Raw genomic sequence first — 17,979 nt, forward strand, 5'->3', positions numbered from 1 at the left:
AGCAAATCCGCGGTCGCTGGCGGAGAAGCCGTCCTTGTGCGACCATGGATGCGTGAGCGGAAAAGAAGCTATGATAAAACCACCTGTCCGCGCGACCATGGCAACAGCAAAGTTCATTCTCACGGCATTCCTTGCTGCCGTCATGACGCTTGTCTGCCTTCCGAAAATGGCGGAAGCGCAGGAACGGCGCAGGACGTTGCTCGACATGCTGTTCGGCAACCCCGAGCCCGATTATCCCGACCAGCCGGCCGAGCAGCCGCCGCCGCGACGCAAGGTGCAGCCGAAAAAGCGGCCGACGCCACCGCCTCGCCAGCCGGTGGCCCAGCCGGAGACGCCGCCGCCGACCGAAAAGCTCCCCGATGCCAGGACAATCCTCGTCGTTGGCGACTTCATGGCGAGCGGCCTGGCAACCGGATTGGAGGATGCCTTCTCCACCGCCCCCGGCGTCGTCGTCCAGGCGCGCGGCAATGTCGCCTCCGGCCTCGTTCGGCAGGATTACTACAACTGGCCGCAGCAATTGCCGGGCATGATGGACCAGCTGAAGCCGGCCATGGTCGTCGTCATGATCGGCGCCAATGACCGTCAGCAGATGATCGGTGACGGGCTGAACGAGAAATACGGCACCGATCCCTGGTTCCTCGCCTATGAGGAGCGCGTGCAGCAATTTGCCAAGCTCGTGACGAGCCGTCACATCCCGCTGCTCTGGGTGGGGCTTCCGTCATTCGGGTCGGACCAGCTGACGGCCAGCGCCGTCAAGCTCAATCAGATCTATCAAAGCCAGATGACCAGCGTCGGCGGCGAATTCATCGACATCTGGGATGGCTTCACGGACCAAGGCGGCGAGTTCATCGTGACCGGCTCCGATATCAACGGCCAGCAGGTGCGGTTGAGAACGGCGGACGGGGTCAACTTCACGGCGGCGGGCAAGCGCAAGGTCGCCTTCTATCTGGAGAAGTCGGCGCGACGGATCTTGGGCGATCAGGCAAGTCCCGACATCACCCGCCTCGACACCGGCAACCCGCTGCCGGCACAGCAAGCCAATCTGCCCGCGGCGGAGAGCGAAAAAATCACCCGTACGCAGCCCGTGAGCATTTCCGATCCGGACCTCGATGGCGGCTCGCAACTTCTCGGCGGCGCGCCTGCCCCCGCTGCGACGGCACCGTCGCCGCGCGATCTTCTCGTCGAGAAAGGCCAGATGGACCCCGCACCGGCGGGCCGCGTCGACGACTACCGCCTGCCGGGATCGGTCGCCCGATAGATATGCCGGAGGCGGTTTGACAACGCCGCACGCCGCCAATAGAAGAACAGCATGAGCACGAACAGCGCAGATCATATCGATCGTTACCGCACCTGCCTGCAGGCTGTGGTTCCGTGCGCTTTCTCCGGCCGAGGTCTCCGCGTCCAGTCGTGACGGCCGGAGGCGTTGATGCGTCCGGCGGCGGCTGGACGTAAAGCCCTCGCCTCGAAACATCAACGTTGCCCATGGAGAAAGGCACCGTGCTCAATATCTATAACATCAATTCGCTCGTTCACTGGGAAGAGCGTGACATACGGCTGCGCGACGATCTTACCCGGTTCTTTTCGGATGAAGTCCGCAGCTTCCTGCGATCCGTAAATCCCGCCTGGGATGTCCGAAGGGTCGAGGCCCCTGCCCTCATGCCGCGCAACGTCGTTTCGGATGCCTATTCGAACGAGGACATATGGGTGCAGGAACGGCTGTCGGACACCGATGCCGAACTCGTGCTGCGTCCCGAAACGACGCCGTCAACCTATGTCTACATGCAGCATCTTCTCGGAAATCATTCGAGAACGCGCCTGCCCTTGTGCGTCTGGCAAGCGGGAAAATCCTATCGCCGCGAACAGGATCAGCCGACCAAGCATGTGCGGCTCAAGGAATTCTGGCAGCTCGAATTCCAATGCGCCTTCACCGCCGACAGCGGCAACGACTACCACGCCGCCGCCCTGGAACCGGTCCGCAGGATGATCGCTTCGGTGATCCATCTGCCGACAAGGATCGTGCCGTCCGACCGTCTTCCGGCCTATTCCGAGGTCACGATGGATATCGAGGTCGACAACGGCGACAAATGGATGGAGGTATGCTCGATTTCGAGACGCACGGATTTCCCTGAGCGCTATCGCAGCCAGGCCAAAAAGGGACCGGCGATAGACCACGCTGTCACGGTGCTCGAGATCGCCATCGGGCTCGACCGCTGCATCTACAACTGGAACATCGCGGCGAACAGATAAGCAAAAGGCCGGGTTCATCGCGAACCCGGCCTTTCAGATCCTGTTTGGAACGGCCGTGAGGCTTATCGCGGCAGAACCGTCGAGCCCATCAACGCCTCGTCGATCGCCCGGGCTGCCTGACGGCCCTCGCGGATCGCCCAGACCACCAAGGACTGACCGCGGCGAATGTCGCCGGCCGTCCAAAGCTTGTCGACCGACGTCTTGTAGTCCTTGTCGTTGGCGACGACGTTGGTCGAGCCGCGGCGGTCGGTGTTCAGCGTCAGCTTGCCGTCGAGTTCCTTCAGCACGCTGTCGGTAAACGGACCGCGGAAGCCGATCGCGATGAAGGCGAGATCGGCGCGGATGACGAATTCCGTTCCGGCGATCGGCTGGCGGCGCTCATCCACTTCGCAGCACTTCACGCCCGTCAGAACACCGTCTTCACCGAGGAATTCGAGCGTCGCGACCTGGAACTCACGAACGGCGCCTTCGGCCTGCGAGGACGAGGTGCGCATCTTCGTCGCCCAGAACGGCCATACGGCGAACTTGTCTTCCTTTTCCGGCGGCTGCGGACGGATGTCGAGCTGGGTGACCTTCACGGCACCCTGCCGGAAGGCCGTGCCGACGCAGTCCGATGCCGTATCGCCGCCGCCGACGACGACGATGTGCTTGCCGCCGGCGAGGATCGGATCGGCGGGCCAGCCGGCGCTGTCGATGTTTTCACGGCCGACGCGGCGGTTCTGCTGCACGAGATAGGGCATGGCGTCATGGACGCCCGCCAGTTCGACACCGGGAATGCCGGCCTCGCGCGGCGTTTCCGAGCCGCCGCAATAGAGCACGGCATCATGGTCTGCCAGAAGCTGCTCGATCTTGACATCGACGCCGACATTGACGCCGCAATGGAAGGTCACGCCCTCGCCCTTCATCTGTTCGACACGGCGATCGATGAAGTTCTTCTCCATCTTGAAGTCCGGAATGCCGTAGCGCAGCAGGCCGCCGGCCTTGCTTTCACGCTCGTAGAGGTGAACCTCATGGCCGGCGCGGCCGAGCTGCTGGGCAGCCGCCATGCCGGCGGGGCCGGAGCCGATGACGGCGACCTTCTTGCCCGTGTGCACCGTTGCCGGCTGCGGGCGGATGAAGCCGAGCTCGTAAGCCTTGTCGGCAATCGCCTGCTCCACGGTCTTGATGGCGACCGGCGCGTCTTCCAGGTTCAGCGTGCAGGCTTCCTCGCAAGGCGCGGGGCAGACGCGACCGGTGAATTCCGGGAAGTTGTTGGTCGAATGCAGGTTGCGGATCGCCTCTTCCCAGTTGTTGTTGTAGACGAGGTCGTTCCAATCGGGGATCTGGTTGTGCACCGGGCAGCCGGTCGGGCCATGGCAATAGGGTATGCCACAGTCCATGCAGCGCGCTGCCTGTTTCTGCACTTCCGGGTCCGACATGGGGATCGTGAATTCACGGAAATGTCGGATGCGATCCGACGCCGGCTGATACTTCGCCACCTGCCGGTCGATTTCCAAGAAGCCTGTTACCTTGCCCATGCTTTCGTTTCCTCACTCTAAAAGAGGAGCTCATGGCTCCCGTGCCTGAGGGTCATCCAAGTTTCCCTGTCCGGCACTTTAATTCAAATCCGATTCCGCTGTTCGACACTCGCGATTGCCATGACGGCTACCGCAATGCGAGGCGAAACCCTCGACTGGCGTTTGAACCGGGGCGGATTACTCCGCCGCCACGCTCAACCGGCTGCGCTCCATTTCCTCAAGGGCGCGACGGTACTCGACCGGCATGACCTTGCGGAATTTCGGGCGGTAGTCGGCCCAGTGATCGAGGATTTCCTTGGCTCGCGTCGAGCCCGTGTAGTGGAAATGGTTCGAAATCAGCTGGTAGAGGCGCTCCTCGTCGTGACGTGTCATGTCATCCGAGACGTCGACGCGTCCCTTGTGCATGATGTCGCCGCCGTGATGGTGCAGTTTCTCCAGCAGTTCGTCCTCTTCGGGAACCGGTTCCAGCTCCACCATGGCCATGTTGCAGCGACGGGCGAAATCGCCCTTCTCGTCGAGCACATAGGCCACGCCGCCCGACATGCCGGCCGCGAAGTTGCGCCCGGTTTCGCCGAGAACGACGACGACGCCGCCGGTCATGTACTCGCAGCCATGATCGCCCACGCCTTCGACGATGGCGATGGCACCGGAGTTTCTGACCGCGAAGCGCTCGCCCGCGACACCGCGGAAGTAGCACTCGCCCTCGGTCGCGCCGTAGAGCACGGTGTTGCCGACGATGATCGAGTTTTCAGCGACGATCTTCGAATTTTCCGGCGGACGGATGATGATGCGACCACCCGACAGACCCTTGCCGACATAGTCGTTGCCGTCGCCGACAAGGTTGAAGGTTACGCCGCGTGCCAGGAAGGCGCCGAAGGACTGACCGGCGGTGCCCCTGAGGGTGACATTGATCGTATCGTCCTTCAAGCCGCGATGGCCATAACGCTTGGCAACCGCGCCCGACAGCATGGCGCCGGCCGAACGGTCGACGTTCTTGATGTCGACTTCGAAGGCGACCGGTGTCTTGGAAGACAGGGCCGGCTCGGCCTTCTCGATCAGCTTGCGGTCGAGAATATCGTCGATCGGGTGCTTCTGCAGCTTGGTCCAGTAGGTCTCTTCCTTGGCGGCATCGACCTTGTGGAAGATGCGGCTGAAGTCGAGGCCCTTGGCCTTCCAGTGGGCAAGCATCTCGTCCTTTTCCAGAAGCTCGGAAGCGCCGATGATCTCGTCCAGCTTGGAAACGCCCAGCGAAGCGAGGATCTCGCGCACTTCCTCGGCTACGAAGAAGAAGTAGTTGATGACATGCTCCGGCGCACCCTTGAAGCGCTTGCGCAGCACCGGGTCCTGCGTGGCGACGCCAACCGGACAGGTGTTGAGATGGCACTTGCGCATCATGATGCAGCCGGCAGCGATCAGCGGCGCGGTGGCGAAGCCGAACTCGTCGGCACCGAGCAGCGCGCCGATGATGACGTCGCGGCCGGTCTTCAGGCCGCCGTCCACCTGCAGGGCGATGCGCGAACGCAGCCCGTTCAGCACCAGCGTCTGCTGGGTTTCGGCAAGGCCGATCTCCCAAGGCGAGCCGGCATGCTTCAGCGAAGTCAGCGGCGAAGCGCCGGTGCCGCCGTCATAGCCCGAGACGGTGATGTGATCGGCGCGCGCCTTGGCGACGCCGGCGGCAACCGTGCCGACGCCGACTTCCGAGACGAGCTTGACCGACACATCCGAGGTCGGGTTGACGTTCTTCAGGTCGAAGATCAGCTGCGCCAGGTCCTCGATCGAATAGATGTCATGGTGCGGCGGCGGCGAAATCAGGCCGACGCCCGGCGTCGAATGCCGGGTCTTGGCGACCGTGGCATCGACCTTGTGGCCGGGCAGCTGGCCGCCTTCGCCGGGCTTGGCGCCCTGCGCCACCTTGATCTGCAGCACGTCGGCATTGACCAGATATTCGGTCGTCACGCCGAAGCGGCCGGAGGCGATCTGCTTGATGGCGGAGCGTTCCGGATTCGGCGAGCCGTCGAAGAGCGGCATATAGCGATCGGCTTCCTCGCCGCCTTCACCGGTGTTCGACTTGCCGCCGATCCGGTTCATGGCGATTGCCAGCGTCGTATGCGCCTCACGGCTGATGGAGCCGAAGGACATGGCGCCGGTCGAGAAGCGCTTGACGATATCGGCAGCCGGTTCGACCTCGTCGATCGAGATCGGCTTGCGGCCGAGCGCTTCCGCACCCTTGATGGTGAAGAGACCGCGGATGGTGTTCATCCGAAGCGCCGACTCGTTGACCATTTCGGAGAACTCGCGATAGCGATCCTCGGCATTGCCGCGCACGGCATGCTGCAGGGCAGCCACGGCATCCGGCGTCCAGGCGTGGCTCTCGCCGCGCATGCGGTAGGCATATTCGCCGCCGATGTCGAGCGTGCTCGCCAGCAACGGATCGCGGCCGAACGCAGACTTGTGACGGGCGACGGTTTCCTCGGCGATCGTATCGAGGCCGATGCCCTCGATCATGGTTGCCGTACCGAAGAAATACTTGTCCACCAGCTCCTGCTGCAGGCCGATCGCATCGAAGATCTGCGCGCCGCAATAGGATTGATAGGTCGAAATGCCCATCTTCGACATGACCTTGAGGATGCCTTTGCCGACCGCCTTGATGTAGCGGTAGACGACTTCGGTCGCATCCACTTCCTTCGGGAATTCGCCGCGCTGATGCATGTCGAGCAGCGTGTCAAAGGCGAGATAGGGGTTGATCGCTTCGGCACCGTAGCCGGCCAGCAGGCAGAAATGATGCACTTCGCGCGGCTCGCCGGTTTCGACGACGAGACCGACCGAGGTGCGCAGGCCCTTGCGGATCAGGTGGTGGTGCACGGCGGCGGTCGCCAGCAGCGCCGGGATGGCGATGCGATCCGGTCCGATCTGGCGGTCGGAGAGCACGATGATGTTGTAGCCGCCGCGAACGGCCGCTTCCGCCCGTTCGCAGAGACGGTCGAGCATCTCCGGCATGCCTTCGGCGCCCCGTTCGACATCATAGGTGAAGTCGAGCGTCTTGGTGTCGAAACGGTCCTCCGTGTGACCGATGGAGCGGATCTTTTCGAGATCGCCGTTGGTCAGGATCGGCTGGCGCACTTCCAGGCGCTTGGCGTTGGCCATGCCGGTATGGTCGAGCAGGTTCGGGCGCGGGCCGATGAACGACACGAGGCTCATGACGAGCTCCTCGCGGATCGGGTCGATCGGCGGGTTCGTCACCTGCGCGAAGTTCTGCTTGAAGTAGGTGTAGAGCAGCTTCGGCTTGTCGGACATGGCCGAGATCGGCGTATCGGTTCCCATGGAGCCGACGGCTTCCTGCCCTGTCGTCGCCATCGGCGACATCAGCAGCTTCGTGTCTTCCGTGGTGTAGCCGAAGGCCTGCTGGCGATCGAGCAGCGACACGTCGCGGCGCAGCGCCCGCGGCTCCACCGGCTTCAGGTCTTCGAGGATCAGCTGCGTGCGGTTCAGCCAGCTACGATAGGGATGCTTGCTGGCAAGCTCCGACTTCACCTCGTCGTCGGAGATGATACGGCCCTTCTCCATGTCGATCAGCAGCATCTTGCCGGGCTGCAGGCGCCACTTCTGGACGATCTTCTCTTCCTCGACCGGCAGAACGCCGGCCTCGGACGCCATGATGATGCGGTCGTCGTTGGTGACGAGATAGCGGGCCGGACGCAGGCCGTTGCGGTCGAGCGTCGCGCCGATCTGCTTGCCGTCGGTGAAGGCGACGGCGGCCGGGCCATCCCACGGCTCCATCAGCGCAGCATGATACTCGTAGAATGCCTTGCGTTCGGCCGCCATCAGCTGGTTGCCGGCCCAGGCTTCGGGGATGAGCATCATCACCGCATGCGCCATGGAATAGCCGCCGCGCACGAGGAATTCGAGCGCGTTGTCGAAACAGGCCGTATCCGACTGTCCTTCGTAGGAGATCGGCCAGAGCTTGGAGATATCGTCGCCGAACAGCGGCGAGGACACAGATGCCTGGCGCGCGGCCATCCAGTTGACGTTGCCGCGCAGCGTGTTGATTTCACCGTTATGGGCGACCATGCGATAGGGGTGCGCCAGCTTCCACGACGGGAAGGTGTTGGTCGAGAAACGCTGGTGCACCAGGGCAACCGCCGTCTCGAAACGCGGATCGGAGAGGTCCTTATAATAGGCGCCCACCTGATAGGCGAGGAACATGCCCTTGTAGACGATGGTCGAGCTCGACAGCGATACAGGGTAGAAGTTGCTCTCCTCGCCCTCGTATTCGGCATAGATGCGGTTGGAGATCACCTTGCGCAGGGTAAAGAGGCGACGCTCGAACTCCTCGTTCGTGCCGGCATCGCGGCCGGCGCCGATGAAGACCTGCACATGATGCGGCTCGGTGGCGGCGATGTCGGGGGCCTTCGACAGCGAGGAGTTGTCGACCGGCACGTCGCGGAAACCGAGCAGCACCTGGCCTTCTTCGGCAACGACCTGCTTGATGGCCGCCTTGAAGTGCTCGATCAGAGCCTCGTCGCGCGGCAGGAAGCAATGGCCGACGCCATATTCGCCCGCCTTCGGCAGGATGACGCCCTGCTTGGCCATCTCCTCGCGGAAGAAACGGTCCGGGATCTGCACGAGAATGCCCGCGCCGTCGCCCATCAGCGGATCAGCGCCGACGGCGCCGCGATGCGTCAGGTTTTCGAGAATGAACAGGCCGTCGCGCACGATCTGATGCGACTTCTGGCCCTTCATGTGCGCGACGAAGCCGACGCCGCAGGCATCGTGCTCGTTGCGCGGATCGTAGAGGCCCTGCTTCGGCGGGATGCCAACAGCGCGTTTCGACGTTTTGGCCGTGGCAGCTGCATTGGCGGCTGCGGTCTGGTCAAAACTCGTGAACGTCGTCCTGTTCGTCATGGTCTTCCCTCCGGTAAGGCCCGCGTCGCGGGCGATCCTTCGTCTCGCGCGGTCCGTTTCCGGATCCGACGCGCGACAGCGCTGTTGCATTGTGAAGATCCGGCCGCGAACCGTGGCCCCGTGAGTGGAGCCCGTCGTCAGCGTTCCGCGCCTTGCTATTCCACCGCCGCAGTACCCACCGCCCGAAAGGCTTGAAAGGGCATGCTCTCGACGACTATAGCTCGAAATCCCGACATCGTCAGGACCCTGGGGGCACATCTTCGGCCTCGGCGGCCAAAATAGGACAGCAACCCTGTCCTAATTCATCAGCTCTATGCCAGAAAGCTCACGTCTTCGCAAGAGCAAAACGGCAAAAATTCGTCAACGAAAGACGGAAGATTGCCCATGTTGTATAAATCGAGCAATAAAGTTTCGCTGCGGCGCATCATTTTATTTGTTGATTGCGTAGATCAATTTCTGTGATGCATTCTTCAAGTTCATGCTCTTGATAGGTTTTTGCATTGGCGTAATGTCCGCCCGACCCTATTTAACCTAGCCGTAATTCAATCTTTCAACTGGTGCATTTCCATGTTCTTTGCTTCCGATAACTGGGCCGGCGCCCACACCAAGATCGCTGAACGTCTCCTCGCCGAATCCGGTGGCTTTGCCACCGCATACGGCTCGAGCGACTTGGATCAGAAGATCGAGGCCAAATTCGCCGAGGTCTTCGAGCGCGACGTCGCCGTTTTCTTCGTCGCAACCGGCTCCGCCGCCAATTCGCTGTCGCTTGCCAGCGTCCAGAAGCCGGGCGGCATCACGTTCTGCCACAGCGAGGCGCATGTGGCCGAAGACGAATGCGGTTCGCCGGATTTCTTCAGCAACGCGCGGCTGGCAACGGTCAGGGGCGCGGCCGGCAAGATCGACCCGCAGGCGCTCGCCGCAAAAATTGCCCGCTTCCCCCAGGACGCCGTGCACCACGGCCGCGCCGCCGCCGTGACGATCACGCAGGCGACGGAAATCGGAACGGTCTATTCGCTCGACGAGATCGATGCGGTCGCCTCCGTCGCCAAGGCGAACGGCCTGCCGCTGCACATGGACGGCGCACGCTTCGCCAACGCCCTGGTCGCTCTCGGCGCGAGCCCCGCCGACATGACATGGAAGCGCGGTGTCGACATCCTCTCCTTCGGCGGCACCAAGAACGGCTGCTGGTGCGCCGAGGCGATCGTCTTCTTCGATCCGGAGCAGGCAAAGGAGATGCCTTTCATCCGCAAGCGCGCCGCCCAGCTCTTCTCCAAGTCGCGCTTCATCGCCGCGCAGTTCGATGGCTATTTCCAGGATGGCCTCTGGCTCGATCTTGCCCGCCACTCCAACGGCATGGCCGATCGCCTGCGCGCCGGCATCGAAAAGGTGCCGGGCGCCCACCTCGCCTGGCCGACAGTCTCCAACGAGGTTTTCGCGATCATACCGAAATCCTCGGCCAAGACCGCCGAGGACAAGGGTGCGAAGTTCTACGAATGGCCGATCCCGGAATCGCAGCCGGATCTGGTCGGCGATGACCAGACGCTGATCCGTCTCGTCACCAGCTTCGCCACGACCGAGGCCGATGTCGCGAACTTCCTCGCCTGCCTGGGCTGACACGCACGAAGAGAGCGCCGGAGCCGGCTCGGAGCCGGACGGCGCTCATATAGACCGCAGGCGGACTAATTCTAATTCCGATGGGCGAACATTGCCGAGGCCGACTGGTCGCTGTGGGCGAATGCCGGAGCATGGTGAACGATCACCGTCATGGCCACGACGCAGGCGACAAGTCCGGAAATGAAGATGGCACCATAGGTCATCGGGACGGATATCCTCGCTCAGCTCCCTCGTAACCATCAACGATAACAGCCAAAGCTGACTTCGACCTGAACCGGTGCAATGAGAGGGCGGGACGCGCAAAGATAGAAAATTCAGCCGGCAGAAGATTTTCCGATGGGAGGCCGATCGCATCGATAGGATCGGAAACGGTTTGGTCGCGCCCGGTAAGCCCGACCGTTGTCAGGTCGATCTCGGCCCCCTGACCTTTGCCAGAATATCCTCCGAGAGCGCTTCAACCAGAAGCCGGTCCGCCCCCTTGCGGGGCACGAGCACGAATTCCACATCCTCGAGGGTAGGCAGCCAGCCCGGCCCGATTTCCATCAGGCCGGCGGGCGCCATGCTCCGGGGCTGGACGAGGACGCCCATGCCGGCGCGCGCCGCCGCCGTCAGGCCGCTGAGGCTGCCGCAGGTGCAGACGATCCGCCACGGCATCTGCTGCCGGCGCAGCGCCTCCAGCGCCACCGCGCGCGTAACGCTCGGCGTGGGAAAGGCAATCAGCGGCAGAGGAGCCGCGAGCTTGCGAATGCGATCCGGATCGCGCGCCAGCCACACCAGCGGCTCGCGATAGACGAGCTTGCCCCTGACATCCCCGAGCCGGCGCTTCGCCAACACGAGATCGAGATCGCCATTGTCCTGCATTTCATAAAGCGTGCCGCTGAGAGCGACCGTCAGCTCAAGATCGACGGACGGATGCGAACGGACGAAGTCTTCCAGAACGTCAGGGAGCTGGCTGGTGACGAAGTCCTCGGAAACGCCGAGCCGAAGGCTGCCGCGCAGGCTGTTGCCGGCAAAAAGCTGCCGCACATCGCCTTCGATCGACAGCATCTGGCGCGCATGGCCGAGCAAGGCCTCGCCGTCGCCGGTCAGGACCACGCGATGCGTGTCGCGCGCCAGCAGCTTGCGCCCGAGTTCGGTTTCCAGCCGCTGTATGTGCTGGCTGACGGTCGATTGCCCAAGACCGAGACGCTCCGCCGCCAGCGTGAAGCTGCCCATCTGCTCGACGGCGACGAAGCTGCGCAACTGCGTGAGATCAAGCATGGCTTATCCTGTATCGCGATAACTGTTATTCCTTGCATCGTGGATCACGATAGGTCTATCTGCAAGGATTAATCCTGCGACTTGTAACTGCGATTGGGGTAGGCACGATGCGCCGCTTTCTTCCAGACACCTTCACCATGCTGCTGGTGCTCACCGTTCTGACGGCATCCTTCTTTCCCGTGCAGGGAATGAGCGCCAAGTATTTCGGCATTGCCACCAATTTTGCCATCGGCCTGCTGTTCTTCCTGCATGGCGCGCGCCTGTCGCGCGATGTGGTCATCGCCGGCATGCTGCACTGGCGGCTGCACCTCGTCATTTTGCTGACGACCTTCGGCATCTTCCCGCTGCTGGTGCTGGCCATGGGCCATATCGTTCCGAACAGCATCCTGCCCGTGTCGCTCTATACGGGCATGCTGTTCCTGAGCGTGCTGCCCTCGACCGTGCAGTCCTCCATCGCCTTCACCTCCATCGCCGGCGGCAACGTGCCGGCCGCGATCTGCTCGGCGTCAGCCTCGAATATCTTCGGCATGTTCCTGACGCCGCTGCTCGTCGGCGTGCTGTTCTCGGTCGGCGGCCAGGGCGGCTTTTCCTGGGATGTCCTGTGGCAGATCATGCTGCAGCTGCTCGCCCCCTTCATCGCCGGCCAGTTGCTGCAGCCATGGATCGGCGACTGGATCCGCTCCAAGAAGAAGATCCTGATGCCGGTCGATCGCGGCTCGATCCTGATGGTCGTCTATTCGGCCTTCAGCGAAGCCGTGGTCGAAGGGCTGTGGCACACCTTCTCGGTGCTCGATATCGCTACCGTCATCGTTGCCAACATGGTGCTTCTTGCGATGGTGATCTGCATCACCATGTTCGGCAGCCGCGCACTCGGCTTTTCGAAGGCCGACGAGATCACCATCACCTTCTGCGGCTCGAAGAAATCTCTGGCGAGCGGCGTGCCGATGGCCAATGTCATCTTCGCCGGCCAGGGTATCGGCGCCATCGTGCTGCCGCTCATGCTGTTCCACCAGATTCAGCTGATGACCTGCGCGGTCCTTGCGCAGAAATACGCCGATGCGGCCAAGCGCCGGGAAGCGGCAAAGGCCGGGGCAAAGTCGGCTGAAGCGACGCACGCCGCCTGAGAATTCCAAAAGATTCCAAAGTATGAGCCAAAACAAAAGCGGCGCCCGAATGGGCGCCGCTTCTCGTTTGACCTTGGGAGGATCAATGCCGATGGCGGTATGGGACCGCCATCGGCCGCATGTCTTAGTTTATGTGTGCCTCGATGGCCTTCGGGGTTTCCACGGGCTCGGCCTCAATGGAGATGCGGCGCGGCTTCATGGCTTCGGGAATGTTGCGCAACAGATCGATGTGCAGCAAACCATTCTTCAGCGAAGCAGCCTGGACCTCGACATGATCGGCGAGCTGGAAACGGCGCTCGAAGGCGCGCTTGGCGATACCGCGATAGAGATATTCGCTGGTTTCAGCCGGCTCCTCGCTCTTTTCGCCCTTGACGTGAAGCACATGGGCATGGGCCTCGATGCTCAGTTCCTTTTCGTCGAAACCGGCAACGGCCATGGTAATGCGATAGGTGTTTTCACCGGTACGCTCGATATTGTAGGGCGGATAGGTCTGAGCCTGATCCGGCTGGCCAAGACTGTCGAGCATGGTGAACAGACGGTCGAAACCGACGGTGGAACGGTAAAGGGGAGAAAAGTCTACGTGGCGCATGGAGTCCTCCTGTGAGCGACAATTGCGATTTCAAGGTTTGTCCCATGACCCCACTCCGGGCGGCCTCGGGACGGTTTCGCAGGCCCGTTTGGCACCTGCAGACTGGAAATGGGGATCGCTTTTCCGGAGTTCAAGACCCCTGTGCAGCTGCGCGTATCCTGCGGAAAAGCATTGCGTGAACCGCAGATGAACGGTTGGTTCGGAACCCGTTCAGGCTGGCGGGCGTATCACTGAATCATCGGAACACCATCATCCGATGACTGAAGTGTATCGTCCCTTCTTCTTCAGTCCTTGCTCGGCCGGCGAAGCGGATTTCTCTATTCCGCGAGCCGGCCTTTTTTATTTCCGGCCTCAGCGCAGCAGCTTCAGCGAGCCCGTCAGCGATTTCACCCATTTCGATGGACCCGCTATTCCCAGGCCGTCGATGGCTTCCTCGGAAAGATCGCGGCCGGGAAATGTGGCCTCATACTCCCTGTAGTCGTGCAGAGACCGTGCGAAAGCCGGAAAGGCAACGACCGCCCGCTCTCCCTGCTGAGGTAGCGCCTTCAGCAACAGCGATCGGATGGCATCGGCATCGGCCTGCAGTATCGGCACCGGCATGTTCGAGCTGATGTCGATCGCACGCTGTTGCCTGTCGACCAATTGCCTTGCCGCAAGTGCTGGAAATCGCGCCCCCAGCCCTATCGCGATGGCGCCGGCAGTATTGGCGATCAGCCCCAGCGGCAAATCCGGATTGATGATGATGGCGAGACGAATATCGGGGAGCATGGGAAACCTTTTGCTGTTGTCGACGCTGGCCCGCAGAATATCTTCAACATCCGGGAAGTTCCTGCCTTTCATTGCTGAAAATCGATGATAGAAGGTAGATTCTACCTTAATATACTGGCATTGGGGTCACATATGCCTTCTACGCTCGAACCTATCGACCTGAGAATCCTTGAGGCGCTCCAGAAGGACGGACGCCTGACCAATCAGGCGCTTTCCTCCGAAGTCGGGCTTTCCACCTCGCCATGCTGGCGGCGCGTGCGGCAACTGGAGGAAACCGCGGTCATCCAGGGCTATACGGCAACGCTGGACAGGCGCCAGATCGGCCTCGGCGTCCTCGCCTTCATCAGGGTGAAGATCGACAGCCACAGCGAAGCCGAAGCCGAGGAATTCTCGCGCGACGTCCTGAAGCTGAGCGAAGTCGTGGCGTGCTACAGCATCGCCGGGGACGCGGATTTCCTATTGCAGGTCGTTGCCGCCGACCTCGACAGCTATGCGGATTTCGCCATGGCCGTCGTTCGCCGTCTGCCGCGCATCAAGGAGATGCAGACAACCTTCGTGCTCAAGGAGATCAAGCCATTCAAGGGCTTTCCGCTTGACGTCGGGCAGCGATGACGGCGCAGGACTTGGAATGCCGTCTTCAGTGGTCGACACTTGGTTGCCGTGCAGTCGACACTTGGTTGCCGTGCAAATGCCTCCGCCCCTTTACGTTTGGATCGCAGGCATCCTATTCTGGAAAAATGGCAGCCCAGTCGGGGTATTGAATGTCGGCGCTCCCTTTCTCGAAGATTTCCGCATCGCTGAACGCGCTGCTCGCCGCAATCGGTCTGTTGACGGTGGCAGCGCTTACGACACCGGACATATCCGGACAGACCAGGCTCATCCTGGAAGTCCTGCTTGCCGGCGTCTGGGCTGCCTATGTTCTGCAACTGATCGAGACGCTGATCATGCAGCGCAAGAGAGACGTTCGCGGCCGGGCGCTGGAAATCGCCGTCGACGTGCTTGCGGTTTTGGTCCCCGTGGCCGCATTCCTTTTCATCCGCGGACGTGACCAGAGCCTCTATTGCGCCATCTGGCTCTTGAAGCCATTGCGCGGCTCGACCTTTTTCCGCCTGCTGGGCAGAGTCCTGAGCAAGGAAGCGCGCAACCTGATCGGCGTCACCTCGATCTTCGGCCTCGTTCTGTTCAGTGCGGCGCTCGCGGCCTACATCATCGAGCGCGACGTCCAGCCTGACAAATTCGGCAGCATCCCCCTGGCGATGTGGTGGGCGGTGGTCACGCTATCCACGACAGGCTATGGCGACGAGATCCCGCAAAGTTTCGCCGGCCGCATTCTTGCCGGGCTGGTCATGATGAGCGGAATCGGCATCTTCGCGCTATGGGCGGGTATCCTTGCCACCGGCTTCTACGAAGAAGTCCGCCGGCAGGATTTCGTGCGCAATTGGCAGCTGGTGGCAGCGGTGCCGCTCTTCCAGAAGCTCGGGTCGGGCGCACTCATCGAAATCGTGCGGGCGCTGAGACCTCGTGTCGTACCGGCCGGCGCCGCAATCTGCCGCAAGGGCGATACGGGCGATCAGATGTTCTTCATCGTCGAAGGCCGTGTCAGCGTCGCCACACCGAACCCCGTGGAGCTCGGCTCCGGCAGCTTCTTCGGCGAGATGGCGCTCATCAGCGGCGAGCCCCGCTCGGCGACCGTCAGCGCCGTGACCGAAGTCTCGCTGCTGTCGCTCTATTCGTCGGACTTCCAGATGCTGTCCAGCAGCAGCCCGGAAATCGCCGAGATCATCCGCAAAACCGCACTCGAGCGACGCGGAACAACCACGAAAGCCTGATATTGGCGACGTCGTGGCAAGGCGCGGTCGAAAGCGTCACAGGCGCCGGCGCTGCCGTCGGAGAGGCCGATGGGGGGATGCCGGCACCAAGGATTCAGCCAAAAGGGGACCGCCAACAAATCTGTTGCAATTCCGTCCATCTGCGCTATCCCCTTGAGGTGGGCCATTTGTCAGCGAGGCGCGACATCGCCATGGATTCGATCCTCTATTCCAAGGCAGACAATCCGGTGCCGGAGAACCGCACCGAGGGGTTCTTCGAGAGCTTCGACGGGTGCAAGCTGCGCTACGCCATTTTCCGTTGCGAGCAGCCGGTCGCGAGAGGCACCGTGGTTTTGCTGCAGGGCCGCAACGAGTTCATCGAGAAATATTTCGAGACGATCCGCGATCTCACCGCCAAGGGCCTGTGGGTCGCGACCTTCGATCTCCGCGGCCAGGGCGGATCGGAGCGGCTGCTGAAGGATCCCCTGCGCGGCCATATCAGCCGATTTTCGGATTATGAGCGCGACCTGACCGTATTCCTCGACAAGATCGTCCTGCCCGATACCCGCCTGCCCTTCTTTCTCCTCGCCCATTCGACGGGCGCGCTGATCGCCATGTCCGCAGCCCCTGGACTCGCAACCCGCATCGACCGCATGGTGCTGTCGGCGCCCTTTATCGGCCTCACGGGTCATGGCGCCTCGCCGGGCCTCATCCGCTTTGTCTCCGGCACCGTCAGCGGCATCGGCCTTGGCCGGATGCAATTCAGCAAGAAGTTCAAGGAAAAACCCTTTGCCGACAATCCGTTGACGACGGACGAGCAGCGCTATCGACGCAATATCGGCATCGGCACGACCTTTCCGCAGCTCTGCCTGGGGCCGCCGACGGCACGCTGGCTGTCGCAAGCCCTGCGGGCGATCGAGCGCGTCAACCGGCCGGAACACCTGTTTTCGATCCCCATCCCGACCGTTCTGATCGCGCCGACGCGGGACGGCGTCGTGCCCTATGCCGATCAAGAGCGCCTGTCGCGCTATTTCCGCGCCGCGCAGCTCGTGCCGATCCACGGCGCCAAGCATGAAATCCTGCAGGAGCGCGATATCTACCGCAACCAGGCCCTCGCCGCGATCCACGCCTTCATCCCCGGCAGCGATACGAAAATCAATGCCTACGAGATAGAAGCGGAAGCGTGACGCTGAAGCAGCTCGCTATTCCTGGAAGCGCCCGGAGCAATTCCAGGAATAGTGCATAGCGGCTTTCCGTCCGGAATTGCGCGAACGCAAAAGGACGGAACGTTTTCGCGATTCAGGGAAAAGCGGAGGCTCTAGCGGGAGAGGATGGCCAGAGCCTGTTCATAAACGGCTCGGCTGCCTGCGGCGATGATCGTTCCGCCCATTTCCGGCCTGCCGCCATCCCAGGTGGTCATGATGCCGCCAGCCTGCTCGACGACCGGAATGATGCCGCCGACATCATAGGGCTTTAGCGAATTCTCGATGACGAGATCGACGTGGCCGGCCGCAAGCAGCGCGTAGGCATAGCAGTCCGTGCCGTAGCGGAAGAGCCGGACCTGGCTTTCGATCTCGCGATATTTGGCAAGTTCCTCGCCGACGAAGAGATGCGGCGACGTGGTGAACAGGATGGCCTTCGACAGGCTGCCGCAATCGCGGACCTGCAGCCGCCTTTCACCGTCCGGGCCGGAATAGGTGGCGCCATAGCCATCGGCGAAATAGCGCTCGCCGGTGAAAGGCTGGTCGATCAGACCCATCACGGCACGGCCGTTCGTCTGCAATCCGATCAGGGTTCCCCATACCGGAACACCCGAAATGAAGGCGCGCGTGCCGTCGATCGGGTCGATCACCCACACATGCTCGCGATCGAGCCCGACATTGCCGTGCTCCTCACCCAGAATGCCGTGATCGGGAAATTCGGCTTCGATCAACGCGCGAATCGCCTCTTCGGCAGCGCGATCCCCTTCCGTCACCGGATCGAAGCCCTTGGCTTCCTTGTTGACCACATCGACGCCGGCGCGGAAGCGCGGCAGGGTTTCGGCCTTGGCCGCCTCGGCCAGACGATAGAAGAACGAACGATCGGGAAGCATGGTCAATCCGAGTGAGTGGCGGGATGAGCGAAGTCATAGCGCATATGAGCAGCGAAGC

General features: G+C 62.2%; 14 protein-coding genes. 7 read left to right on the top strand and 7 right to left on the bottom strand.

Annotated elements, in window-relative coordinates:
* Positions 1 to 70 precede the first annotated feature (70 nt).
* A complete protein-coding gene (locus ACQZ6J_RS05390; RefSeq protein WP_449082469.1) occupies positions 71 to 1,258 on the top strand; it encodes an SGNH/GDSL hydrolase family protein in 1,188 nt (395 codons plus the stop codon).
* Positions 1,259 to 1,497: 239 nt separating this feature from the next.
* Positions 1,498 to 2,247, top strand: coding sequence for an aminoacyl--tRNA ligase-related protein (locus ACQZ6J_RS05395; RefSeq protein ID WP_449082471.1), 750 nt, complete (start codon positions 1,498 to 1,500; stop codon positions 2,245 to 2,247).
* A 62-nt stretch (positions 2,248 to 2,309) separates the two neighbouring features.
* Here the strand turns inward: ACQZ6J_RS05395 and ACQZ6J_RS05400 are convergent, their stop codons facing one another.
* Both ACQZ6J_RS05400 and gltB read right to left on the bottom strand, forming a co-directional pair.
* Positions 2,310 to 3,764 carry a glutamate synthase subunit beta gene (locus tag ACQZ6J_RS05400; protein WP_163986737.1) on the bottom strand — a complete coding sequence of 485 codons (1,455 nt, stop codon included), beginning with the start codon at positions 3,762 to 3,764 and terminating at the stop codon, positions 2,310 to 2,312.
* 177 nt (positions 3,765 to 3,941) lie between these two features.
* Entirely contained in the window at positions 3,942 to 8,666 is a 4,725-nt protein-coding gene (gltB, locus tag ACQZ6J_RS05405) for a glutamate synthase large subunit (RefSeq protein ID WP_449082473.1), read from the bottom strand.
* 567 nt (positions 8,667 to 9,233) lie between these two features.
* Between gltB and ACQZ6J_RS05410 the strand changes: the two genes are divergently transcribed.
* Positions 9,234 to 10,280 carry a threonine aldolase family protein gene (locus ACQZ6J_RS05410; RefSeq protein WP_449082475.1) on the top strand — a complete coding sequence of 349 codons (1,047 nt, stop codon included), beginning with the start codon at positions 9,234 to 9,236 and terminating at the stop codon, positions 10,278 to 10,280.
* A 71-nt stretch (positions 10,281 to 10,351) separates the two neighbouring features.
* Here the strand turns inward: ACQZ6J_RS05410 and ACQZ6J_RS05415 are convergent, their stop codons facing one another.
* Both ACQZ6J_RS05415 and ACQZ6J_RS05420 read right to left on the bottom strand, forming a co-directional pair.
* Positions 10,352 to 10,483 carry a hypothetical protein gene (locus ACQZ6J_RS05415; RefSeq protein WP_449082477.1) on the bottom strand — a complete coding sequence of 44 codons (132 nt, stop codon included), beginning with the start codon at positions 10,481 to 10,483 and terminating at the stop codon, positions 10,352 to 10,354.
* Positions 10,484 to 10,682: 199 nt separating this feature from the next.
* Positions 10,683 to 11,540 (bottom strand): LysR family transcriptional regulator, encoded by an 858-nt coding sequence (locus ACQZ6J_RS05420; RefSeq protein WP_163986741.1) that lies wholly within the window; start codon positions 11,538 to 11,540, stop codon positions 10,683 to 10,685.
* A 107-nt stretch (positions 11,541 to 11,647) separates the two neighbouring features.
* On the opposite strand from ACQZ6J_RS05420, the gene ACQZ6J_RS05425 reads away from it, so the two are divergent.
* A complete protein-coding gene (locus ACQZ6J_RS05425) occupies positions 11,648 to 12,664 on the top strand; it encodes a bile acid:sodium symporter family protein (RefSeq protein ID WP_449082479.1) in 1,017 nt (338 codons plus the stop codon).
* A gap of 124 nt (positions 12,665 to 12,788) precedes the next feature.
* On the opposite strand, the gene ACQZ6J_RS05430 is transcribed toward ACQZ6J_RS05425, so the two are convergent.
* Entirely contained in the window at positions 12,789 to 13,253 is a 465-nt protein-coding gene (locus ACQZ6J_RS05430) for an Hsp20 family protein (RefSeq protein WP_163986744.1), read from the bottom strand.
* Between the two features lie 351 nt (positions 13,254 to 13,604).
* On the bottom strand, positions 13,605 to 14,021 hold the full coding sequence (locus tag ACQZ6J_RS05435) for a DUF2000 domain-containing protein (protein WP_449082482.1): 417 nt from the start codon (positions 14,019 to 14,021) through the stop codon (positions 13,605 to 13,607).
* Positions 14,022 to 14,153: 132 nt separating this feature from the next.
* On the opposite strand from ACQZ6J_RS05435, the gene ACQZ6J_RS05440 reads away from it, so the two are divergent.
* The 3 genes from ACQZ6J_RS05440 (at position 14,154) to ACQZ6J_RS05450 (ending at position 17,016) form a co-directional block, all read left to right on the top strand.
* Positions 14,154 to 14,633, top strand: a complete 480-nt coding sequence (locus ACQZ6J_RS05440; RefSeq protein ID WP_163986748.1) for an Lrp/AsnC family transcriptional regulator — start codon at positions 14,154 to 14,156, stop codon at positions 14,631 to 14,633.
* 149 nt (positions 14,634 to 14,782) lie between these two features.
* Positions 14,783 to 15,850 carry a cyclic nucleotide-gated ion channel gene (locus tag ACQZ6J_RS05445; protein WP_449082484.1) on the top strand — a complete coding sequence of 356 codons (1,068 nt, stop codon included), beginning with the start codon at positions 14,783 to 14,785 and terminating at the stop codon, positions 15,848 to 15,850.
* 191 nt (positions 15,851 to 16,041) lie between these two features.
* Positions 16,042 to 17,016, top strand: a complete 975-nt coding sequence (locus ACQZ6J_RS05450) for an alpha/beta fold hydrolase (protein ID WP_449082784.1) — start codon at positions 16,042 to 16,044, stop codon at positions 17,014 to 17,016.
* Between the two features lie 131 nt (positions 17,017 to 17,147).
* On the opposite strand, the gene hisN is transcribed toward ACQZ6J_RS05450, so the two are convergent.
* Positions 17,148 to 17,921: a histidinol-phosphatase gene (hisN, locus tag ACQZ6J_RS05455; RefSeq protein ID WP_449082486.1), complete on the bottom strand. Its 774-nt coding sequence runs from the start codon at positions 17,919 to 17,921 to the stop codon at positions 17,148 to 17,150.
* Positions 17,922 to 17,979: the final 58 nt, after the last annotated feature.

The organism is Rhizobium sp. A37_96 (assembly GCF_053521765.1).